We start from the raw sequence: 22,545 nt of genomic DNA, 5'->3' as shown, positions 1-22,545 counted from the left end.
CGGGCAGGCCGTTACCGTCCCAGCCAGTGATCATCTACGCGCGTCACATCACCAGGGGAGAGCTTCATGCGCATGCGCAAAACCGTCCTGACCACCATCGCCGTGCTCTGTGCGGGAGGTGCCCTGGCCGCGGGCACGGGAGTGACCGTGGCCCGGACGAGTGGCGCGCCGGCGCTCGCAGCCACCGGATGGACGCAGGTCGGCCACGATGTGAAGAGCGGCATCAGCGGACTCAGCGTCACCTCGCGCACGGGCAGCACCTACCGGACCCTGATCGCCCTGGACAACAAGCGCCCCGGAGAAACCCGCGTCGCCCAACTCGACTACCGCGCGGGCCAGTCCGGCCGTACGACCACCGTGCGGCCACTCGAATGGAGGGGCGGTGCCGAGCCGATCGACGTGGAGGCGATCGAATCGGTGCCAGGCACCTCCGATGAGTACCTGGCCGTGTCGAGCCGCGGCCTCGTCTACCACCTCGAGGTCACCGCCGACGGGAAGGCGGTCCAGGTCCGCGACCTCTCGCCGCTCCCGGCGATAGGTCAGGGCGACAATTTCGAGAGTTTCACGCTCGTCTCCCGGCACCACGCGCTGGCGGCGGTCTGGGCCGACCGGGGTGAAGGCGACGGCCGACCCGCGACGCTCTACGCGGCACCGCTGTCGTTCAACCAGTACGGGGAGTCGGTGTTCGGCAGGGTGACGAAGGCCTCCTACCGTGCGCCGTATCCCACCCGGGACGTCCGGCACGCCTCCGACATCTCCGTCACCGACTCGGGCCGGCTGCTGATCGCCTCGGCGTCGGACGAGGGGGACGACGGCCCGTTCGACTCGGCGGTGAGCGACGCGGGCTCGGTGTCGCTCGACCGCTCGGGCCGGGTACGGCTCACGCTGTCCCGTTCCCCGGAGATCCTGCGGAAGTTCAAGGGGCACAAGGTCGAGGCCGTGGACTGCGTGTCCGGCTCCGACACCGCGGTCCTCGGCACGGACGACGAGAACGCGGGCGGCGCCCTCACCACCGCCCGCATCTGCCACTGACGACTCGGCTGCATCCGGGAACCGGCCGGCCGCGACGATCACCGTGACCTTCACTCCGCGCACAGCCGAGAGCGGATGCACAGGGCCGGCCTACGGCACGGCAGGTCCGGCCCGGGCGGTCGGGTCACGGTCAGCACGGTGACCCATGGGCTGGATGACCGCGGCCCCCGCCTGGGCTTCACCGTGTCGCGATGGTGGTCGCGCTGCGCAGCCGTCCGCGGCTGTCGTCGAGCCCTTGGTACGTCCCGCAGCCGACCTGCGCCGGGGCGCGGGAGTGCCGCCCGCGCCCCGCGCTCCACTGGCCGCAGGCCGCTGCCGGGCCGTACCGGCGGATGCCGCCGCCGCGCCCAGACTCCGGCCGCGGCCGGCCCGCCCGCCGCCCCGGCGGTGCCGGGGCGGCGGGCGTGCGGGTTCATCCGCCCGTGCCCATGTGAACGCCGGGGGACGAGGGCTGCGTGCGGAGCGGTCGTCCGCTTCAGATCACGCCTTGGGCGAGCATCGCGTCGGCGACCCGTTCGAAGCCGGCGATGTTCGCGCCGGTGACATAATCGCCCGGGGCGCCGTAGCGTTCCGCGGTCTCGTGGCAGGTCGCGTGGATGTCCCGCATGATGTGCGCCAGTTCCTCCTCCACCCGGGCCGGCGACCAGGCCGTCCGCGCGTGGTTCTGGGCCATCTCCAGGGCGCTCACCGCGACCCCGCCCGCGTTGGCGGCCTTGCCGGGGCCGAAGGCGACACCGGCGCGCTGGAAGAGGTGCACCGCCTCGGGCGTGGTGGGCATGTTCGCGCCCTCGGCGACCGCCTTCACGCCGTTGCGCACGAGCGCGGCGGCGTCGGTCTCGTCCAGCTCGTTCTGGGTGGCGGACGGCAGTGCGACGTCGGCCGGGACTTCCCAGACCCGTCCGCCCGGCACGAACCGGGCGGAGGACCCGCGCCGTTCGGCGTACTCGCTGATCCGTCCGCGCTCGACCTCCTTGACCTGCTTGAGCAGGTCGATGTCGATGCCCTTGTCGTCGACGACGTACCCGCTGGAATCCGAGCAGGTCAGCGGATTGGCGCCCAGGGCGAGCAGTTTCTCGACGGTGTAGATCGCGACGTTGCCGGAGCCGGAGACGACCGCCGTCTGTCCCTCCAGGTCCTCACCGCGCTCGCGCAGCATCGCCGCCGCGAACAGCACGCTCCCGTACCCGGTGGCCTCGGGCCTGATCGCCGAACCGCCCCAGCCCGTTCCCTTGCCGGTGAGGACACCGGCCTCCCAGCGGTTCGTGATCCGCCGGTACTGCCCGAACAGATAGCCGATCTCGCGTCCGCCGACCCCGATGTCACCGGCCGGCACATCGGTGTGCTCACCGATGTGCCGGTACAGCTCCGTCATGAACGACTGGCAGAACCGCATGATCTCCGCGTCACTGCGGCCGTGCGGGTCGAAGTCGCTGCCGCCCTTGCCGCCGCCGATACCGAGTCCGGTCAGCGCGTTCTTGAAGATCTGCTCGAAACCGAGGAACTTGATGATGCCGAGGTTGACGGACGGGTGGAAGCGCAGGCCCCCCTTGTACGGGCCGAGCGCGCTGTTGAATTCCACCCGGAAGCCCCGGTTGACGTGCACGCGACCCTGGTCGTCCTGCCAGGGTACGCGGAAGATGACCTGGCGCTCCGGCTCGCAGAGCCGCTCGATGAGGCCCGGCTCGGCGAACTCCGGCCGCGCCGCGAGCACCGGCGCGAGCGAGTCCAGCACCTCGTGCACGGCCTGGTGGAACTCGGGTTGGGCGGGGTTGCGCCGCTCGATCTCGACGCGCAGGGCGTCGAGCCGGGTCTTGCTCTCGTCTCGGGTCGTCACAAGGTCCCTTTCTGGCACGGCTGTTCACCGGTACGAGCCCGGTGAGGAGGCGCCCGGCTCCATTGCCGCGCGCAGGACGGGGCCGCCCCGGACCCCTCGTCAGCTGTCACACTGACCTCCCGGGGAACGGCCGGCCCCTCAGTGTTACCTCTGTGTAAACCCCAAGGCCAGCAGGGTCCCACAACTGTCCGCAGTCTGAGATCACATGCTGTCGCGGCGGCCCTACGGCCGTGCTGGTGGTGAGGGCCGGGGTGAGATCCGCACCGGTGGCGGCATGGGCCGAAGAGGCTGCGGCGATGCTGGGGACGTAGCCGAGCGCGTCGTCGCACGCCGGGCCTGGGCAGCGCGAGGAGGACGGGGCAGCAGGCGGGTCCGGCCGCGCAACGGGCGGCCGCGACAGGCGCCTCGGCCTTCTTCAAGCGCCGCACCCGGCGGCACTTCGCCCTGCCGCGGCTTGTACGTCTCGACGTGAAGCCATAGGCAGGTGGCCTGTCTGATTCCGTCGAGGGTCGGCGGGACTCCGACCTCCATGCGGCATTCGACCGCCGCGGCCGCACGGGGCCTTCGGCACCTTCGGTTGCGGGATGTCCCATTGCGAGTACTCACCACCGATAAGCGAGCTCTGAAGCAGCTGTCGCGGGGCGGTGGTTCACTCCCGTCCGGGCTCTTGACGGGGGCCGGTTCACAGCTATGGTCTAGACCTAGTGAGTCAGGTCCGGACCAGCACCGGCGCCCGCGTCCCGAGCCGTGGCGGCGGCCTCGGTGCGCACGGAAGGGAGTGGCAGGGCATGCGCACGAGAAGACGAGTGGCCGTCGCCGTCGGCGCGCCGGTCGCTCCCCTGCTCATCGCCGGCGTTCCAGCGGCCCCGGTCGGCGCCCATGGCCGGGTGGCCCTGCCGGCGAGTCGGCAGGAGCGGTACGCCGAGGCCATCGTCCCCGGGGGCCGGATCGGGCACGAGCCCCGGGGCACGGAGAGGCTCGAAAGCCCGCCCGGCCGCAGCAGCGGACACGCCGAGTACGCCGAGGTCGGCGACAGCACACCCCCACAGGTCCCGTCAGTCGCTTCGAGCGTTACGCACACCTCGCAGGAGACGGCACGGCAAGCCACCGGCAACGGGCAGGTCTTCGTCGGCGACCGGAAGATCGGACGGTTCACCGGCACCGACACGCGGCCCGCCGTCGACGTCGCCCCGGTTGACTCCGGCGGCGTCACCGGCCAGTGGTGCGTCCGGGGGGACCTGGGAGCCTGCCCGGCCTGATCCCGGGCACGTCGGCGCGCGTTCCCCGGGGCGCGCACCCACCCAAGCCCGGGGCATGTGCGCCCGGGCGGCCCCGCGCGGCCCGGACCCGCACGCATGCGGCACCCGGCACCACGCTGTCGGCGGCGGGGCCTTCGTCGGGAGGAGCAGGTCTGTGGAGACGGCACAGCCGGTGGAGTCCTGGGCGGAGTTCGGGCGGCGGCTGCGGGCCTGGCGCAGACGGGCCGGGCTGACCCAGTCGCAACTCGGGCTGAGGGTGGGGTACCACCACAGCCTCATCAGCAGGCTCGAGGCGGGGCTGCGCGAACCGCCGGCCGGGCTCGTGGGCCGGCTCGACTCCGTCCTGGGCACCGGCGGCGAGCTGGCGGCGGTCGTCGCCGCCCCGGTCGGGGCGCCGTACCGCCCCGACCGCGCGCCGGCGAACCCGCGGCTGTTCGCCCCGGTGCCGGGCGGCGGGGAATCCCCCGTCGGCCAGGACGTGCTCGACCCCCTGCTGTGGCCGTCGGAGCTTCCCGCCGAGGGCCTGGCGTGCCCGCTGCACGACACCGTGGGCTGTACGGTGCCCGACCAGGCGGGGACCCCGTATCTGCTGGACCTGCTGACCGCGCCGGGGGGCGGGTCCGACGGTCTCCCGGGCAGCGAGCCGGAGGTGCTGCACGCGCTCACCGCCGTCCTGGCCTGTCTGATCCGCGGCGCGCTGCACCGGGGCGCGGCCGACGGCGTGAGCACGGTGGAGCGGCTGTTACGGGCGCTGGTGCGGTGGGCGGGGGCGGTGAACTCCAGCGGCCGGCTGCCGTACGGACAGCTCCGGCTGGCCGCCCAGTACGCACAGGTCGCCGGGCGGCTGCGGATGCAGCGCGGACAGAGCAGCATCGGCATGGCCTGGTTCGGTCACGGCCTGGGATGGGCGGACGCGGTGCACGACGTCCCGGCCCGGGCGACCCTGCTCAGTGACGTGTGCACCCTGGTCCGGCTCGACCGCGACGCCGGCTCGGCTCTCGCCTACGCCGAGGCCATCGGCGCGGTGGACCCCGGGCGGCGGTGGGTGGTCACCCTCTCCCACCTGTACCGGGCGCGCGGGCACGCGCTCGGCCACGACCCCGCCGAGTGCCGACGGCACATCGCCCTGGCCCGGCGCTCATTCGCCCGCCTCGGCCACCGGGATCTGCTGGAGGCGCCCTGGCTGTCCGGCGCCGAGGGCGAGATGAGGGTGGAGTCGGCGATCGGCGGGGCGCTGCGCGACCTGGCCGCCGCGACCGGCGACCGGGTGACCGCGCGGCGCGCCGTCCACGCCACCGCGCGGTCGTGTGCCCAGCTGCCGCCGCTGATGCGGGAGACCCGGCTGCTGCTCACCCTGCGCCTGGCCGACAGTTGGGCGTGCGCGGGTGACCCCGGCGCGGCGGTCGCCCTGGCGGCCCCGGTGCTCGACCAGGCGGTGTCCTCGCGCGAGTTGGTGATCAACGCCGAGTTGCGCGGACTGCACGGCAGGCTGCTCGCCCGCTGGGGTGACGTGCCGGAGGTCAGGGAGTACCGCGAGCGGCTGCCGGCCGCGGGGATCTGAGCGGGTTCCGCCGCCCCGGGCCTTTGCCGGTTTTTGCCAGGACGGGGCGGCGGGCCACGCGCCGTTGACCCGGGCGCGCGGCGATGTGAGGGTTCGGCCAGCCCGGCGGCGTGGCGTGCCACCCCGGCGCGGGACGGGCGGAGACACCGACACACCGCGAACACCGGCTCCACGATTGGCATGCACATGCCCATCAGACGCCGGGCGAGCCCCACGACCTCTCACAAGGAGCGACAACGATGCTGAGAAAGCTGGCGGTGGCCGGGACATCCCTGGCCCTGACGCTGGGAGGGGTGGTGATGCCGGCCGCCTTCGCCTCGGCCGCCCCCCACACCGCTCCCCCGGCGGGCAAACCGGAACCGGCCCCCGTCGCCAGAGCCGTCGCGGCCGCCGACCGGGCGGCACGCAGCGGCCTCGACGCGCTGGCCAAGGGCCCCGAGGAGCAGTACGACCGGCGTCAGGTCACCCCCTGGGTCAAGGGCCTGTACTCCGTCGCCTACGAGCGCACCTACCGGGGTCTGCCCGTGGTGGGCGGCGACGTGGTCGTCCTCGCCGACGGCGACGGCAAGGTCCGCTCGGTCCAGTCCGCCACCAAGGCCAGGATCGCGCTCCCCACCAAGGCCCGGGTCACCGCCGCGCAAGCCGTCCGCACCAGCCGGGCCACGCTCGCGAAGACCGAGAAGGTCGACTCCCGGCGGCTGGTCGTGCGGGCCCGGGGCGACCGCGCCACCCTCGCCTGGGAAACCGTGCTGACCGGGCGTACCAAGGCGAACGTCCCCAGCCGGCTGCACGTCTTCGTCGACGCGCGCACCGGAAAGGTCGTCGACACCTACGACGACGTCCGGGCGGGCAGCGGCAACAGCAAGTGGAACGGCCCGAACCCGCTGACCATCGACACCTCCCGGTCCGGCACCAACTACGTGCTGCGCGACACCACCCGGCCCGGACTCCAGTGTTCGGACTACAGCGGCGGCCTGTTCACCAAGACGACCGACACCTGGGGCACCGGCAACCCCACGAGCAAGGAAACCGGCTGCGTGGACGCGATGTTCGCCGCGCAGAAGGAATCGGACATGCTCAAGAACTGGCTCGGCCGCAACGGGCACGACGGCAACGGCGGCAGCTGGCCGGTCCGCGTCGGACTCAACGAGCTGAACGCGTACTGGGACGGCTCCACCATCACCATCGGCCACAACAGCGCGAACGAGTGGATCGCCGGAATCGACGTGGTGGGCCACGAGTTCGGCCACGGCCTGGACTCCTTCACCCCCGGCGGCGCCAACCACGAGAGCGGGCTGGGCGAGGCGACCGGCGACATCATGGGCGCCCTGACCGAGGCGTACGCCAACGAGCCGGCGCCGTACGACACTCCCGACTACACCGTCGGCGAGGTGATCAACCTCCAGGGCCGCGGCCCGATCCGCAACATGTACAACCCCAGCCAGGTCGGCAACAACCCCAACTGCTACTCCGCGTCGATCCCGCAGACCGAGGAGCACGCGGCGGCCGGCCCGCTCAACCACTGGTTCTACCTGCTGGCCGAGGGCTCCAACCCCGGCGGCGGCAAGCCCTCCAGCCCGACCTGCAACAACTCCACCGTCACCGGTGTCGGCATCCAGAACGCGGGCAAGATCTTCTACGGCGGCATGCTGCTCAAGACCAGCGGCATGACGTACAAGCGGTACCGCACCGCCACCCTCACCACCGCGAAGAACCTCGACGCGAGCTGCGCCCTGTTCAACTCCACCAAGGCCGCCTGGGACGCGATCAGCGTGACCGCGCAGACCGGCGACCCGACCTGCACGGGCGAGCAGACCGACTTCTCGCTGGCGCTCAGCCCCGCCTCGGGTGACGTCGCCGCGGGCGCCTCGGCGCGCGCCACCGTCAGCACCAGCACCGTCTCCGGAAGCGCCCAGCAGGTCTCCCTGACCGCCTCCGGCGCGCCGTCCGGGGTGAACGTCTCCTTCAGCCCGGCGACGGTCACCTCCGGCAACAGCTCCACGATGACGGTCTCCACCTCGTCGGCCACGGCCGCCGGCACCTACCAGATCACGGTCACGGGCACCGCCGGCACGAAGACCCACACCGCCCAGTACACGCTGCGGGTGGGCGGCGGTGGCGGCAACCCGTCCACCCCGCCGGACGTCGACGTGGCCAAGGTGCAGGCACACCTGGCCCAGCTGAACACCATCGCCTCGCAGAACGGCGGCAACCGCCGCTCCACCACGGCCGGTTACCGGGCCTCGCTCGCCTACGTCAAGGACCGGCTCCAGACGGCCGGTTACACGGTCACCGAGCAGAGCTGCACCTCCGGCTGCACCGCGGGAGCGGGCAACAACCTGATCGCCGAGTGGCCGCAGGGCGACGCGAACAACGTCTACATGTTCGGCGCACACCTCGACAGCGTGTCCGCCGGACCCGGCATCAACGACAACGGCTCCGGCTCCGCCGCGCTCCTGGAGACCGCGCTGACCCTGGCGCAGTCCACCCCCGCCATGAAGAACCGGGTCCGCTTCGCCTGGTGGACCGATGAGGAGCAGGGCCTGAACGGCTCCGACTTCTACGCCCGTTCGCTCTCCACGACCGAACGCGCCCGGATCAAGGCGTACTACAACTTCGACATGGTCGCCTCGACCAACGCCGGTTACTTCGTCAACAACCTGAACTCGGCCGCCGCGGCGCCGATGAAGGCCTACTGGGACTCCCTGGGCCTGGCCCCGCAGGAGAACGTCGAGGGCCAGGGCCGCTCCGACGACTACTCCTTCCAGCAGGTGGGCATCCCCACCTCCGGCTACGCCACCGGTGCCTCGGCCGTGAAGTCCGCCGCCGAGGCCGCCAAATGGGGCGGCACCGCGGGCCGCGCCTACGACGCGTGCTACCACTCCGCCTGCGACACCACCGGCAACATCAACGCCACCGCGCTCAACCGCAGCGCGGACGGGATCGCGTACACGATCTGGAAGACGGCCGTCGGTGACGTGCCCGCACCGGCCGACGACTTCTCGATCTCCGCCAGCCCGGCCGCCGGCACCATCTCGCCCGGCTCGTCCGCCACGGTGACCATATCCACCGCCACCACCAGCGGAAACGCCCAGAGCGTCAGGCTGTCGGCGTCCGGCGCTCCACAGGGTGTGAGCGTGTCGTTCAGCCCGTCCTCGGTGACCTCCGGCCAGTCCTCGACCGCCACCGTGCAGGTCGCCGCGGGGACGCCGGGCGGCACGTACACCCTCACCATCACGGGAACGGGCGGCGCCAGCCACACCACCACCTACACCCTCACCGTGCCCGGCGGTGGCGGCGGCGACACCACCTGGCAGGTGGGCACCACCTACGCGGCCGGTGACGTCGTGACCTACGACGGCGTCAGCTACCGGTGCATCCAGGGCCACACCGCCTACCCGGGCTGGGAGCCGCCGAACGTGCCCGCCCTGTGGCAGCGCATCTGACGGTCGCCACCCGGCACAACGCACGCGCACGACCGCACACCCCCGGCCCCGGCCGGTCCCGTGGGACGGGACCGGCCGGGGCTCGGTCACGCGCGGCCGCAACAGCGCAGCCGCTCGGGTGATTTCCTCCGTGCCGGCGCGTGCGTCGCCGTTCGGCAAGGTGACGGGTGGCTCGGGTGGCGCCCATGACGACCGGCGCCGCGGCGATCCCTCCGGCCGGCGCCCACAGGACGCAGACCACGAAGGACCGGTCGCCCGAGCGGAGAGACGAGGATCAACCGGCTTGTACACGGTGACCGTTCGGGCAGAGCGGACCGGCTCTTCGTTCATCCGCTGTGCCCTTCCCTCACGGCGGTTCCTGCGCCAGAGTCGCACGCTGAGGCGATACACGAGATCCCGTTCGAACGGATCCTCCATGCGATACACCGCCGAGCCCGGGCGGATCAACGGCACCGACCGCGAACAGGCCCGGCCCGGCAAGCCCGTTCAGGCCTCTGGCGCGCGTGCGGCCACCCTGCAACGGGCGGTCGGGAACGCGGCCGTGACACGGATGATCGAACGCGAGCGGGACCGGAAGGGTACCGGCCGTGCCGCCGTGCAGGCGTCCGGGGGCGGCGAGGCGATCCGGGACGAGCCGTGCGGGAGGCCGCGAAGACGGCCGGGCGCGGCGGCAGCCGGCTGCCGGACGGTGTGCGGCGCGGGCGCGTTCTCGTTGGCGGACATGGCCGGAACCTACGGCGGCGCCTCGTCGTAGGCCTCCTCTGCGCGGTCCGCGCCCTTGGCCGCGATCCGGCCGGCGGGCTGGAGGTAGTAGCCCTCGGCGATCCGGATCGGGTCGACCGACTCCAGCGGCACGAGAGGCCGGCCGAGGTCGGCGCCGGGCAAAAGGGGGCGGTCAGGCTGGCGGACGGCCGGTGACGTTCGGCAAAGTCCTCGTCCTGATCCGGCGGTAGGTCCTGAAGCCGTACGCGGTCAGTCCTGCCCAGATGACGGTACTGACCAAAGGCCACCACAGATCCCGTCCTCCCTCACCCCGGGCGAGGTTGACGGCCCAGTTCACCGCCCAGCTGATCGCAAGGACAAGCGCCACCCACCTGGCCCACCGCCAGATTCCCATGGTTCCCCGGGCACGCGCTTCCTGGGGGATCCGCTTGTCCTGCCGCAGTCGTGTGCCATCCATACCTACGCGCCTACCCCCTGCCCGTCCCTTGCCTCCCGGCCCCTGAGAGATGGCCGAAAACGGACGAACCCACCCGGCTTCAGAGATACACAGAGGCGCTCCGGGAAGAGCTGGCTTGCAGCCAGAAGCCTCGATCTGGTCGGCACGCGGGTGCCGGCCTTCACCGAAGGGGTTGCGCAGCTGCGCCCGGGTGAACGACGTCGGCCGCCGCCAGGCCGAGGACGGCGAGGTCCCGGCCCAACCGTCGCCCGGCCCGGACCCCGGCCTCACAGAAGGCCGATCGGCCGCACGTCTCGCTCCGCGGGAGCAGCGGCCGAACGTGAGTCAAGCAGGCCCGGATCAACCCGGCGAAGGCACCGTAGATCGGGCCCAGGCGTCGGCGTCCGGGTTCGGCGCGATCCGCGGCCGGAGCGGTGTTGGACGATTCTCGCCGTGACCAGGCGCAGCGGTGATGAGATCACCGCCTACGAGGCGGACTTGGTGGCACCGTAGGAGACGTCAGGACCTGCGTCTTCCTCACATCACCGCATCGGTGCGCAGCGGTCCGGCGGTCACGTGGAGGGTGCGGATCCTGCCGCCGTCGTCGAGGCGGTACAGGTGCATGAACGGGGCCCGCACGATGGTGTCCGGGTCGGTCTTCTTCGCCATCACGGCCTCGCCGCGCAGGAACAGGACCCCGTCGGGGGCGTCCCAGCACTCGAGGACGGTGTGCTCGATGTGCAGCGGCTCGTCGATCGTGACGAAGAATGCCTTGACGGCCTCGGCACCCACCACATGGGCCGTGCCGAAGAACATCTCCGTGTCGTCGGTCATCCGGGCGAAACCCTCGCCGAAATCGAGGGTGTCGATCTCGTGCATGAGCTGTTCGACCCACCGCGGCACAGAGACGGGAGCGGCACGCTGCTTCATCGTTCTTCCCCTTCCTGCGGCCTGCGCCGGGGGATGCCGGTATCGGCGGCACACCACAACGAGTGTCCCCTGAAGATTACTTGAGGCGGGTGCCGCCCCCTCGGGCCGGCCGCGGCGCCACGTACCGCGGTCACGGCTCACCGGCGCGCTGCCGCCGCACGTCCTCGCCCTGCCCCGCCGCGCGGTGGCCGCACGGGCCCGGCCACGCCCGCGGTGCGGGGAGTTGCCGGTGAGGTCGTGGCCGGCTACCTCGTGGGGGGGTTGGCAGGCGCCGTCGGGGGCGAGCAGGAACCGCCCCGGCCGGGTAGGGCCGCGATGGTATTCGATGGCGGGTGGCCCCAGAGGCGTTCGGTCTCCTCGTCGCTGCTGCTGGTCCGCCTGCCCCGGGCAGCCTCCCAGGAGGGCGGCCTTGAGGCGGAGCTTCCAGCGGCATCGTGGCGGGCGCGCGCGGTGGTGGAGTCGATGCCGACCAGCGACAGGTCCACCTCGCCCCGCTTCACGGCCTCCCATGTCAGGCCCTCCAGAAGGGCCTCGAACACACCGGCGTCACGTCACTGCCGGAAGCGGTTGGAGACGGTCGACCAGACTCCGGAATCCTGCGGCATCTCCCGCCACTGCCCGCCGGTCTTGAACCGCCAGATCACACCCTCGAACTGCTGCCGCAGCCGCTTGGGATACGGGCCCTACGCGCCGATCGGCAGGTACGGCCCGATGAACTCCCGCTCATCGTCCGTCACAGTTGCACTCGCGTCACTCAAGATGATCTACCGGATCAGAGGCTTTGCCCGCATGCACAACCTCGCCCTCACCGCATGACCGCTCAGCCTGGTACACCGTCCCGACCTGCCTGATCACGGCCTTCCGCACCACCCTTCAGATGGCGGCCCCGGCTTCGAGGTCGAAGGGGACACCCGTGAGCTGCTAGCTCGCCGCCCACAGCCGCCTGCCCTCCGCGGGGTCGTCGGCGCCTGTGGGGAGCTTGGCGGGCTTGGGGGTGCCGGAGGTCTGGTCCCGTCCGGCGGGGCCCGCCTAGTCCGTGCCCTTCGGGTACGCCGCGGTTTCCTGAGCGCAACGCCGACGAAACACCGCCTTCCTACGGTCACCTCTACACCGGTCATGGCTGCAACGGCCGGTGTGCGTCCGGGTGCGGGGCTTGCCTGGGCGCTAACCAGCCGTCTTCCGCCGAGCTGCGAGGAGGAACGATGGCTGTTGTCGAGCATGCCGTCGCGCCCGCACACCAAGGACCTCACCCCGTCGATGTACGGCCGCCGTGGCGGCGGCTCGTGCCGCTGAGCCTGCAGCATCTGCTCGTCGCGTACGCGGGCATGGCCACGATGCCGCTGCTCGTGGGAACCGCGCTCCATCTGCCCGAGGACCGGATACGGCTGCTCATCAGCGCGAACCTGCTGGCCAGCGGAGTCGCCACCGTGTTGCAGTCGCTGGGTTGGAAGTGGTTCGGGGCGCGGTTGCCGATCGTGATGGGCTCCACGTTCACCGCGATCACCCCCGCCATCCTCATCGGGCAGCAGCACGGGCTCGCCGCCGTGTTCGGGGCGACCGTCGTGTCCGGCCTGGTGACGCTGGCCGTCGCCCCCTGGTTCGGACGCTGTCTGCATCTGTTTCCGCCGCTGGTCACCGGGACGGTCATCGCTGTCATCGGGTTCTCGCTGGTGCCTTCGGCGGCCGGTCTTGTCGCCGGGGAGGGGGCCGGAGGCAGCGGTGGCCGCGGGCTGGCGCTCGCCGCCGGGACGGTGCTGCTCGTGGTCGTCGTGGAGCGCGTCGCGCCGCCCGCGCTCGCCCGCTTCTCGGTGCTTCTCGCCATGGCCGTGGGCACCGTGGCCGCGCTACCGCTGGGACTGTTCGACGGGTCTGGGGTCGCGCATGCCAGCGTCGTCACGGCGCCCGATCCGACCGCTTTCGGGGCGCCCGCGTTCGTGGTGCCCGCCATCGCGGCGATGCTGGTCGTGCAGCTCGTGAACATGGTGGAGTCCGTCGGCGACACCCTCGCGGTCGGCCAGATCGCCGGCCGTGGCAACGACGCGCCCACCGTTGTACGGGCGCTGCGCGCGGACGGGGCCGCCACTGTGCTGTCGGGGGCGCTCGCCTCCTTCCCCATCGTGACGTTCGGGCAGTCGGTGGGCCTGGTGAGCGTGACCCGCGTGAGGAGCCGTCATGTGGTGGCGCTGTCAGGGGTGTTGATGGTGGTGCTCGCGTTCGTGCCCGTACTCGGGGCCGCCGTCGCCGCTGTGCCGGGGCCGGTCCTCGGCGGCGTCTCGCTGGTCATGTTCGGGACCGTGGGCGCCGTCGGGCTGCGCATCCTCGCACGCGCCGACCTGACCGAGCCGCGGAATCTGCTGACCGTCGCCCTCGCCTTCGCGCTCGGCATGATCCCCCTCGGCGCACCGGACTTCTACGCGCCGCTCCCCTCGTACCTGCGCACCGTCCTGGACAGCGGCATCGCCGTCACCGGGATCGTGGCGTTCCTGCTCCATCTGCTGTTCCACCACACGGGAGCGGCCCGTCACCGGAAGGGGTCCGCCCGATGACGCTCGGGACGATCACAAACGTCACTGTCCACACCGGGAGCCGCTGGCTGCCCGGGATGGATGTGCACATCGCCGACGGACGGGTCACGGCGGTCTCGGCGCACGGTGAACTCCCGTTCAGTGGCGAGGTCTTGGACGGAAACGGCGGACACCTGACGCCCGGTCTCGTCAACACCCACACCCACCTCTTCCAGGCGGGACTGCGCGGTATCGGCGAGGGGCTCGGGCTGCTCGCGTGGCTGAGTGCCGTCGGTGAGGAGGCGGTGCTGCTCACGCCCGAGCGGGCCTACGCGGCCGCCGCCGCCGCGGCGGCCGAGGCACTGCGCAGCGGCACCACCACGCTCGTCGAGCACATGTGGCCGCACCCGTCGCCCGAGGTGCACGACGCGGTGCTTCGGGCTCTCAAGGACAGCGGCGTACGGGCCGTGCTGTGCCGGGGCGTCGCCGACCGGGCCGACCGGAGCCGCAAGTGGGGCTTCGATCCGCGCCTGATGCAGCCGTTGAAGGAGGCCCTCGCGCACACCGACGAACTGATCGCGCAGGCGCGTGGCAGCCGGGTGGACGTCGGCGTGGCCGTGCCCAATCCGCGGTGTCTGACGCCGGAGGGCATGGGCGCCGTGCGCACGTACGCCGAGGAGCGCGGACTGCCCGTCTCGCTGCACCTGCTGGAGACCACCACGGACGACACGATGTGCCGTGACCGTACAGGGGTCGGCGCCGTCGAGTATCTGGAGCGGGCCGGGTTTCTGTGGGAACGGCTGCTCGCCGTGCACTGCGTGGAGCTCGACGCCGAGGGGCGGGCCACCCTTGCCCGACACGGCGTCGGTGTCTCGTACAACCCGCTGAGCAATATGCGGCTCGGCAGCGGTATCGCACCGGTGCCCGAGATGCTGGAGGCCGGCCTGAGTGTCGGTCTCGGGGTCGACGGGGCCGCCAGCAACGACACGCAGGACATCCTGGAGGCGCTGCGCATCGGCGCGTACCTGCAGCGGGCCGCACACCGCAAGGCGGATCTGTTCGGGTTCCCCGAGATGTTCGCGATGGCGGTGGGCGGCGCGAACCGGGTGCTCGGGATCGAGGAGAACGAGGACGGCGGGGTGCGGGTGGGGATGCGGGCGGACCTCGTCCTGCACCGCTTCGACCGGGACTACGCCTGCCTTCCGGTCCGCGATCCGGGGGCGACGCTGTTGACGTGCGCGGGCAGCAGGACGGTGGCGTCCGTGCTGGTCGGAGGCGAGCTGCTGGTACGCGACGGGGAGCATGTCCGGCTGTCCTCGCGGGAGTTGGCGGCAGGCCTCGCCCGTTGGAGCTCGTGCGGCGATTGACCGGCGGAGCCCCGAGACCTCGGCCGGGCCACCTTGGGCTTTACGGCCGTGTAACAGCGTGATCCCCACCGGTAACACACCCCGTGCACACTGAACACATCGCGTGCGGGCCCCGGCGACCGTGGCCCGCGCCAGCCCACGGCGCCGGACCCACGAAGGGGTCCGCCGTGACCGTGCACGCGGGCCTCTGAGTGCCCGTGCTGGGGATCGCAGGGGCGGTGACTGCATCCCGTACGCAACTCCGTGTCAGAGGAGCGACAGCCGCGATGACGAACACCACGTACACACTCGACGAGTTGGCCAAGGAGTCCCGGATGGGCGGGGCCGGGACGGAGACGTCCGCCCGGGAGATCCGGCGCATCGACCTCACCGACTTCGAGCGCCGCAAGGCGGAGATCACCGAGGAAGTGTGGGCGGCCGCCACCGACATCGGCTTCTTTCAGCTGGTCAACCACGGCATCGAACCCGGCGTCGTGGACGGCGCGTTCGCCGACGCCGTGGCCTTCTTCGCCCTGCCGGAGGAGGTCAAGGCGCGGCACGCCCTGAAGAAGGGGCTCAACTCCGGTTGGGAGTCGATGACCCAGGTGCGCCCTTCGATCGGGACGCCCGACCAGAAGGAGTCGTACCAGGTGACCCGCCCGCACATGGAGGGGTTGTGGCCGGACGACGCGCTGCCCGGGTTCCAGGAGCGCGTGCTGGCGTTCGAGGCGCGCTGCCGGGATCTGGCGATGTGGGTGCTGTCCTGCTTCGCGGACAGGCTGGGGCTGCCCGAGGGGTTCTTCGCGCGCGCCCACGACCCGGTGAGCCCGCGGTACCAGTCGACCTTGCGGATGCTGCACTACTTCGCCGTGCCCGACGACGCCGTGATCCCCGCGGACGTGTGGCGGGCCGGAGCGCACACCGACTTCGACTGCCTGACGCTGCTGTTCCAGCGGGATGGGCAGGGCGGCCTGCAGGTGTGCCCGGGCAAGGAGGCCGAGGCGCAGGAGTGGACGCCGGTCGAGCCGGCGGACTCCGTGCTCACCTGCAACATCGGGGACATGCTGATGCGGTGGAGTGACGACCGGCTCCCGTCGAACTTCCACCGGGTCAGGTCCCCGGGGCCTGACGAGGACCGCTCGGCCCGCCACAGCATCGCGTTCTTCGCGCAGGCCGACCGCGACGTGGTGATCGAGGGCCGGGAGGGCCGCTATCCGCCGATCACCGCGGGCGACTACATCCGGCAGCGGATCGCTGCGAACTTCGCCCGATAGGAACATGATCGACGTGACGATGCCTGCGAAGGGCGGACGGCGGGCCGGTTTCGGGCGGCTCGCGGTGCTGGGGCTCCAGCACGTGCTCGTGATGTACACGGGGTGTGTGACCGTGCCGCTGGTGTTCGGTGCCGCGGCCGGGCTCGATGCCGCGACGATCGCCGTTCTGATCAACGCCGATCTGCTCGTCGCGGGCGTCGTCACGACGATCCAGGGTGCCGGTGTCGGCCGCTTCCTCGGTGTGCGGATGCCGGTGATGGCAGGAGCCGCGTTCACCGCGGTGACGCCGATGATCCTGATCGCCGGGGAGTACGGCCTTCAGGCGGTGTACGGGTCGATGCTCGCAGCCGGAGTGTTCGGGCTGCTGATCGCCTATCCGTTCGCGAAGGCGGTCCGCTTCTTCCCGCCGCTGGTGAGCGGTGTGGTGATCACGGTGGTGGGGCTTGCGCTGATCGGTGTGGGCGTGAACCTGGTCGTCGGAAGCGACCCGAAGGCCGCCGGTCACGCGGCGCCTTCGCGGCTCGCGCTCGCCGCGTTCGTCGTTCTCGTGATCCTGTTGGCGGCACGGTTCGGGCGCGGGTTCTTCGCTCAAACCGGCGTGCTACTGGGCCTGCTGGCGGGGACGGCGGTCGCCGTTCCGCTCGGCCTGGTCGACTTCTCGGCGGCACGGACGGCGGACTGGATCGGGCTCAGCGCCCCGTTCCACTTCGGCGCCCCGGAATTCCCCGCGGTCGCCGTGCTGTCGATGTGCGTGGTGATGCTGGTCCTGTTCGCCGAGTCGACGGCCGATCTGATCGCGGTCGCGGAGCTGACCGGGAAGCGGCTGACCACCGCCGACATGGCACGCGGACTGGCCGCGGACGGGCTCTCCGGGGTGCTGGGAGGCGTCATGAACGCCTTCCTCGACACGGTGTTCGCGCAGAACGTGGGCCTGGTGACGATGACGAAGGTGCGCAGCCGGCACGTCGCGACGATCGCGGGTGGCATCCTCGTGCTCCTCGGCCTGGTTCCCAAACTCGGGGCGTGGGTCGCCGGGTTGCCACAGCCGGTGGTCGGCGCAGCGGGGCTCGTGATGTTCGCGACGGTCGCCGCGGTCGGTATCAGCACGCTCCGCAAGGTCGACTTCGACGGCACGCAGAACCTGCTGATCGTCGCGGTGTCGATCGGCGTCGGCATGGCGCCCGAGGTGGCGCCCGACCTGTACTCGCGCTTCCCCGAAGGCGTCGGCATCGTCCTCGGCTCACCGGTGACGAGTGCGACGCTGCTGGCGTTCTGCCTGAACCTGGCGTTCAACGGCGGGAATGCAGGACGTGACGCCGGGCTCGTGCGGGCGCCCGCGGCGGAAAGGAAGCGCGAGGCGCCGGCAGGGCGGACGAGAGTCTGACGACAGGCCCTGGTCTTTTCCGAGTGACTGTCCGCTTCGTCCAGGCGCCTCCATCCTCCGCATCCGGCCCCGGCCGGCGGTGCGGGCCAGGACGAACAGCCCGTTGGGCGCGGTGTAGTCGCCGGCCGGGGTGGCGGATGGGTGGTGGAGCCACCTGCCCGGCCAGGCCTGCGCCAAGTCGACGTCGGCCTCCCGGCCGCAGTCCCCACACAGGGTCGGCCGGGGCCGTGGGTGGTACCCCAGCCGGTGCCCGCGACCGCGTCCCACCGTTGTACTCCTCCTTCCAGGCCCTGGCCGCTTCGCGGGCGCGGGCCTCGGCCACCTCACGGCGGGCATTGCCGAACGCTCCCGCAGGGGCTGCAGGGCGGGTGACCGCCGGTGCCGGTCAGGATGAATTCTGGCGACGTGCCTCGCGGCGGCTCCGGGTGGCGTGGAGGGAGCCGAGCAGTTCCATCGCCTGGGCACTGGGGCCGCCCGGTTCGGCGTGGTAGACGACGAGCTGCTGGCCGGGCGCGGCGCGTACGTCGAAGGCTTGATAGGTGAGGGTGAGGGGACCGACGTCCGGGTGGTGGAGGTGTTTGGCGTCCTGGGTCTTGCCGCGCACGGTGTGGCTGTTCCACTGGCGGGCGAACAGGGTGCTGCGCTCGGTGAGGGTGCGGACCAGCTCGCGCAGCCGCGGAGCGTCCGGGTCGAAACCCATCGCGTGGCGGAGGTTGGCGACCACGGCCTGGGCCGCACGGTCCCAGTCCGTGTAGAAGTGCCGGCCCGCGGGATCGAGGAACGTCATGCGGGCCAGGTTGTCCGGCGGATCGAAGGGGGCGAAGAGAGCGTCGGCCAGGGCGTTGGTGGCGAGGATGTCCAGGGTTCGGTCCAGGACGAATGCGGGGGTGTTCGGGTAGCCGTCCATCAGCTGGCGCAGTGCGGGACTGACTTGTCCGGACGTGTGCGCGGCGAGGTGGTCGCCGGGTGTGGCCCCGGCGAGCCGGTACAGGTGCGCGCGGGTGTCCTCGTCGAGCCGGAGCGCCCGGGAGAGGGCGTCGAGCACCTGGGGTGAGGGGTTGCGTTCGCGTCCCTGTTCCAGGCGAGCGTAGTAATCGGCGTTCACTCCGGCCAGGACGGCGACCTCCTCGCGACGCAGCCCGGTGACCCTGCGGGTCCCGTAGCTCGCCATGTCGACGTCCTCCGGCCGCAGGCACGCGCGGCGTGCACGCAGAAAGTCGCCCAGGTGGTTGTCGGTCATTCGTTCAGGTTAAGCACAGGCCGGGTGCGCTGCCTGGGTGTGCCGCACCCAGGCAGCGCACGTCCTGGTCGACGCCTGCCGGCCCGCGCATTCTCGGTGCCAGAGCGACTGGCGCGGGATGCGCTGTTCGAGGAGAACCAAGGAGAGGAGCCGCCCGTGGCCGGGATGGAAGACGGTGACCGGCGGGATACCGAGTTCGCCGGGAAGGTGGCCCTTGTCACAGGAGGTGCGCGCGGGGTCGGCAGGGAGACGGTGGCGCTGCTGAGCGCTCGCGGCGCCCGCGTCGTCGCCGTCGACCTGCGCCCCGGGACCGAGGACCTGCCGAAGGAGTTCCCCGGTGTCCTCGCGGTGACCGGGGACGTGACGCGGGAGGAGACCGCCGTCGGGGCCGTGCGCAAGGCGGTCGACGCCTTCGGGCGGCTGGACATCCTGGTGAACAACGCCGGGCGCACCGTGAACAAGCCCGTCACCGACACCACCGCCGAGGACTGGGACGCGGTGATGGCGGTCAACGCCCGCGGCTCGTTCTTCTTCGCCCGCGAGGCCTTCGGGGCCATGCGGGCCGGCGGTGGCGGGGCCATCGTCAGCACCGGCTCCTACGCGGGCACCGTCGGGCTGCCCGAAGGCGCCGCCTACAGCGCGTCCAAGGGCGCTCTGGCCCAGCTGACGAAGGTCCTCGCTGTCGAGGGCGGGCCCCTGGGCATCCGCGCCAACCTGGTCGCCGCGGGCGTGATCGAGTCCGACTTCCTCGACACCTTCCGCTCCGACAGCCGCGCCTACCTCGCGTCCTTCGCCGACGCACAGCCCCTGGGCCGGGTGGCGCAGCCGGCCGAGATCGCCGAGGTGCTGTGCTTCCTCGCCTCCCCGCGCTCCAGCTTCGTCACCGGAGCCGTGGTCGCCGCCGACGGCGGCTTCACCGCGCTCTGAACCGGCACACGGCACACCCGACACACCACATGAGGAATCGAGGGATGACCATGACAAAACGCCTGGCAGGAAAAACAGCGCTGATCACAGGCGCGACAGGCGGCATCGGACAGGCCACCGCAGAACTGTTCGCCCGCCAAGGAGCACATCTGGTGCTCACCGATGCCTGTGCCGACGCCGCGGCGGACCTCACGGCCCGGCTGGGACGCGCCGGCGTCGAAGCACTGGGCATCGGCCTGGACGTTTCGTCGCCGCAGCAGTGGAGCGAGGCCATCGCCCAGGTCGAGCGACGCTTCGCAGGACTGGATGTACTGGTGAACATCGCCGGAATCGTGGACTGGGCCGGCGTCGAGGAAACCGATCCGCACACCTGGCACCGGGTGATCGCGGTCAACCAGACCGGCACCTGGCTGGGCATGAAGACCGCCATGCCGCTGCTGCGCGCCGGCGGCAACGCCTCGGTGATCAACACCTCGTCCGTCCTGGGGCTGATCGGCAGCGGGGGCGCCGCCGCGTACCACGCGTCCAAGGGAGCAGTGCGCCTGCTGACCAAGACCGCCGCCGTGGAGTACGCCGCTCAGGGCGTGCGCGTGAACTCCGTGCACCCGGGAGTCATCGCCACCCCCATGATCCGGGAGATCCTCCGCCAAGAGGGAGACCGGCAGCCCGACATCGTGCGGACCCCGATGCGGCGCGCCGGCCGCCCCGAGGAAATCGCCCCCGTGATGCTCTTCCTGGCCAGCGACGAGTCCTCGTACGTCACAGGGGCGGAGTTCGTCGTCGACGGCGGGCTCACCGCGCACTGACCCGTCGGCCCCTCGCCGCGCGGTCGACCGGGACGGGGACCTGGCCGTGCCGGACGGCGAGTGCCGCCTTGAGCAGGCCGACGAGACCGGCTACCGACTCGGTGTGTCCGATCTTGGTCTTCACGGCCCCCCGGCGCGCACCGGCCGGGCGCCCGGCCGTACCCGGCGTCGAGGCAGGCGCACTCGATCCGCTCCCCGGCTCGGGCGCCCGGACCGCGGGCCTCGACCATGCCGATGTCGAGCGGACCGAGGCCCGCCCGGGCGAGCGCCTGACGGCAGACCAGTTCCTGGGCAAAGCGATCCGGCACCGTGAACCGTGGGCCCGCGCCGTCGTGGTTCACAGCGGTACCGGCGAGCACCGCCAACACCCGGCCGCCGTCGCGGACGGCGTCCACCAGCTGTTTGACGACAAGCGCGACACAACCCTCGGCCCGGACGCAGCCGTCCACGTCCGCGTCGAAACTGCGACACCGCCCGGCCGGGGACAGAACAGCACCCCCCGTCCCTCGTACGCCGGCGGCGTCCACGGGCCGAGCAGAACATCGGCAGCGCCCGAGAGCGCGAGATCGTACTCCCCGGACAGCCGACGCCGACCGGCCAGGTGCGCCGCCACCAGCCCGCCCGAACCTCCCGGATCGACGGCCGGACTCGGCCCGCACAGACCCAGCGCGTGGGACAACCCCCTGCCGCAGAACCAACGGCACCCACACCCCCCGGGGTCCGGTCGCCTTCGACCGGTTCGACGCGGCCGACACCGCGATCAACGCCCTCTCGTCGCCCAGGGTCGTTGGCGTAGGCCTCCCGCTCCACCGGCGACCAGGCGGAGGCGCCGAAGTCCATGCCTCGGCGAGCGGGACCATGCGGTCGATGTCCGGGATGCCGGGTCCAGCGATGTAGCGGTCGTCATACGGCGAGTACCAGCGGCCACCACCCGGCCGGCAGTTCGTGCCTTGCCCGGGCGCTATGACGGCCTCGGTCCTCAGCACCTCGGCGCGGGTACGCGGGTCGTGCAACGCCCGGCCGCCTGGCCACCGGGAAAGCGCCGCACCCGGGTGCCGCACCCGGGACAGGGCACGGGCATCGCGGCGCGCTGTCGACCGCGATCCGTCGCTCCGAGGTCTGCGCCGGTCTCGTCCTCGGGGAGGTCTGGCGCGCACCGGCTGAGACCGGCACCGCGCCCCTGCGGGACACCCGCCGCGGGAGGCGGCGGGGTGACGCCGCCGCCCTTCAGTTGGTGCGGTCGGCGAAGCCCCGGGGCAGGTCCTGGGGTCCCACCGCGACGACGCTCTCGTCGTTCTCGCCGACGTACTCGAACAGGGTGATGCGGGCGAACTCCGGGACGACGTAGATCGGGTAGGTGGGGCCGGCGTCCCGGTAGGCGCGCATCTCTTCCAGGTGGTCGTTCTGGTAGAGCACCGTCTTGCTGCCGTCCTGCTCGATCCACTGCGGGAAGAAGATGGTGCCGTGCAGGACGCGCAGGCGGGGCAGCACGTTGACGACGACCGAGGTGCCGGTCGGTTCGTTCCAGGACACCTTGTAGACGTCGTCGGCGAGCCGCACCAGGTCGACCTCCTGGTCCTTCACCCAGCGGCCGCCGACCATCCCGGAGTGGATGCGGTAGTCGATGGTCGTGGCGTTCTTGACGTACATCTCGTACTGCCAGCCGTTGGCGTACGTGTAGATGAACCGGTGCCCGACGATGCCGGTCAGATCCTGCGGCGGGACGGGGTTCTCGACGGTCGTCGGGGTGTCGTGCACGGTGGTCATGGTGGTGCTCCTTGCTGTGCTGTGAGCGGTCACCGACGGCGTGGGGTCCGGCCGGTTCGGTGCGCTCGCCCTCCAC

At 71.8% G+C, this 22,545-nt stretch carries 17 protein-coding genes and 2 pseudogenes; 10 read left to right on the top strand and 9 right to left on the bottom strand.

Going from position 1 to position 22,545, the window contains the following annotated elements:
* Positions 1–66: 66 nt before the first annotated feature.
* A complete protein-coding gene (locus IE251_RS04285; RefSeq protein ID WP_229896578.1) occupies positions 67–1,032 on the top strand; it encodes a hypothetical protein in 966 nt (321 codons plus the stop codon).
* A 475-nt stretch (positions 1,033–1,507) separates the two neighbouring features.
* On the opposite strand, the gene gdhA is transcribed toward IE251_RS04285, so the two are convergent.
* Positions 1,508–2,866, bottom strand: coding sequence for an NADP-specific glutamate dehydrogenase (gdhA, locus tag IE251_RS04280; RefSeq protein ID WP_189751548.1), 1,359 nt, complete (start codon positions 2,864–2,866; stop codon positions 1,508–1,510).
* A gap of 788 nt (positions 2,867–3,654) precedes the next feature.
* Between gdhA and IE251_RS04275 the strand changes: the two genes are divergently transcribed.
* From IE251_RS04275 to IE251_RS04265, 3 genes are all read left to right on the top strand, one after another.
* Complete coding sequence (locus IE251_RS04275; RefSeq protein ID WP_189751547.1) at positions 3,655–4,125, top strand: hypothetical protein; 471 nt, start codon at positions 3,655–3,657, stop codon at positions 4,123–4,125.
* Positions 4,126–4,279: 154 nt separating this feature from the next.
* On the top strand, positions 4,280–5,686 hold the full coding sequence (locus tag IE251_RS04270; RefSeq protein ID WP_229896577.1) for a helix-turn-helix domain-containing protein: 1,407 nt from the start codon (positions 4,280–4,282) through the stop codon (positions 5,684–5,686).
* A gap of 239 nt (positions 5,687–5,925) precedes the next feature.
* Complete coding sequence (locus tag IE251_RS04265) at positions 5,926–9,132, top strand: M28 family peptidase (RefSeq protein ID WP_189751545.1); 3,207 nt, start codon at positions 5,926–5,928, stop codon at positions 9,130–9,132.
* 732 nt (positions 9,133–9,864) lie between these two features.
* Here the strand turns inward: IE251_RS04265 and IE251_RS04260 are convergent.
* The 3 genes from IE251_RS04260 to IE251_RS42015 all read right to left on the bottom strand — a co-directional run bounded on the left by IE251_RS04260 (position 9,865) and on the right by IE251_RS42015 (position 11,886).
* Positions 9,865–10,017, bottom strand: a complete 153-nt coding sequence (locus IE251_RS04260; protein WP_189751753.1) for a hypothetical protein — start codon at positions 10,015–10,017, stop codon at positions 9,865–9,867.
* 811 nt (positions 10,018–10,828) lie between these two features.
* On the bottom strand, positions 10,829–11,221 hold the full coding sequence (locus IE251_RS04255) for a nuclear transport factor 2-like protein (protein WP_189751544.1): 393 nt from the start codon (positions 11,219–11,221) through the stop codon (positions 10,829–10,831).
* Between the two features lie 551 nt (positions 11,222–11,772).
* The gene (locus IE251_RS42015; protein WP_373301970.1) at positions 11,773–11,886 is read right to left on the bottom strand and encodes a transposase; all 114 of its coding nucleotides are present in this window, start codon (positions 11,884–11,886) and stop codon (positions 11,773–11,775) included.
* A 537-nt stretch (positions 11,887–12,423) separates the two neighbouring features.
* Between IE251_RS42015 and IE251_RS04245 the strand changes: the two genes are divergently transcribed.
* The 4 genes from IE251_RS04245 to IE251_RS04230 all read left to right on the top strand — a co-directional run bounded on the left by IE251_RS04245 (position 12,424) and on the right by IE251_RS04230 (position 17,729).
* Positions 12,424–13,767, top strand: coding sequence for a uracil-xanthine permease family protein (locus IE251_RS04245; protein ID WP_189751542.1), 1,344 nt, complete (start codon positions 12,424–12,426; stop codon positions 13,765–13,767).
* Positions 13,764–15,092 carry an amidohydrolase family protein gene (locus IE251_RS04240; protein WP_189751541.1) on the top strand — a complete coding sequence of 443 codons (1,329 nt, stop codon included), beginning with the start codon at positions 13,764–13,766 and terminating at the stop codon, positions 15,090–15,092. Before IE251_RS04245 ends, IE251_RS04240 begins: the two co-directional genes overlap by 4 nt.
* Positions 15,093–15,358: 266 nt before the next feature.
* A complete protein-coding gene (locus tag IE251_RS04235; protein WP_189751540.1) occupies positions 15,359–16,345 on the top strand; it encodes an isopenicillin N synthase family dioxygenase in 987 nt (328 codons plus the stop codon).
* Positions 16,346–16,349: 4 nt separating this feature from the next.
* Complete coding sequence (locus tag IE251_RS04230; RefSeq protein ID WP_189751539.1) at positions 16,350–17,729, top strand: nucleobase:cation symporter-2 family protein; 1,380 nt, start codon at positions 16,350–16,352, stop codon at positions 17,727–17,729.
* A gap of 385 nt (positions 17,730–18,114) precedes the next feature.
* Here the strand turns inward: IE251_RS04230 and IE251_RS04225 are convergent, their stop codons facing one another.
* A complete protein-coding gene (locus IE251_RS04225; protein WP_189751538.1) occupies positions 18,115–18,969 on the bottom strand; it encodes a helix-turn-helix transcriptional regulator in 855 nt (284 codons plus the stop codon).
* 165 nt (positions 18,970–19,134) lie between these two features.
* Here IE251_RS04225 and IE251_RS04220 point away from each other — a divergent pair, with 165 nt between their 5' ends.
* Together IE251_RS04220 and IE251_RS04215 are read left to right on the top strand one after the other, a co-directional pair.
* Positions 19,135–19,896, top strand: coding sequence for an SDR family NAD(P)-dependent oxidoreductase (locus IE251_RS04220; protein ID WP_189751728.1), 762 nt, complete (start codon positions 19,135–19,137; stop codon positions 19,894–19,896).
* A gap of 44 nt (positions 19,897–19,940) precedes the next feature.
* Complete coding sequence (locus tag IE251_RS04215) at positions 19,941–20,702, top strand: SDR family NAD(P)-dependent oxidoreductase (protein ID WP_373301964.1); 762 nt, start codon at positions 19,941–19,943, stop codon at positions 20,700–20,702.
* Here IE251_RS04215 and IE251_RS42010 read toward each other — a convergent pair.
* The 4 genes and pseudogenes from IE251_RS42010 to IE251_RS04200 all read right to left on the bottom strand — a co-directional run bounded on the left by IE251_RS42010 (position 20,689) and on the right by IE251_RS04200 (position 22,469).
* Positions 20,689–20,826, bottom strand: coding sequence for a hypothetical protein (locus IE251_RS42010; RefSeq protein WP_189751537.1), 138 nt, complete (start codon positions 20,824–20,826; stop codon positions 20,689–20,691). The genes IE251_RS04215 and IE251_RS42010 overlap by 14 nt on opposite strands.
* Positions 20,827–20,860: 34 nt before the next feature.
* Positions 20,861–21,229, bottom strand: a pseudogene (locus IE251_RS42005) (beta-ketoacyl synthase N-terminal-like domain-containing protein); the annotation flags it as partial.
* Positions 21,230–21,234: 5 nt separating this feature from the next.
* Positions 21,235–21,381 (bottom strand): annotated as a pseudogene (locus IE251_RS42000) (beta-ketoacyl synthase N-terminal-like domain-containing protein); the annotation flags it as partial.
* Positions 21,382–21,929: 548 nt separating this feature from the next.
* Complete coding sequence (locus tag IE251_RS04200) at positions 21,930–22,469, bottom strand: phenolic acid decarboxylase (RefSeq protein ID WP_267925429.1); 540 nt, start codon at positions 22,467–22,469, stop codon at positions 21,930–21,932.
* Positions 22,470–22,545: the final 76 nt, after the last annotated feature.

This window comes from Streptomyces eurythermus (genome assembly GCF_014649115.1).
Classification (GTDB): Bacteria; Actinomycetota; Actinomycetes; order Streptomycetales; family Streptomycetaceae; genus Streptomyces; species Streptomyces eurythermus.
This window is presented reverse-complemented; position numbering and strand designations above follow the sequence as displayed.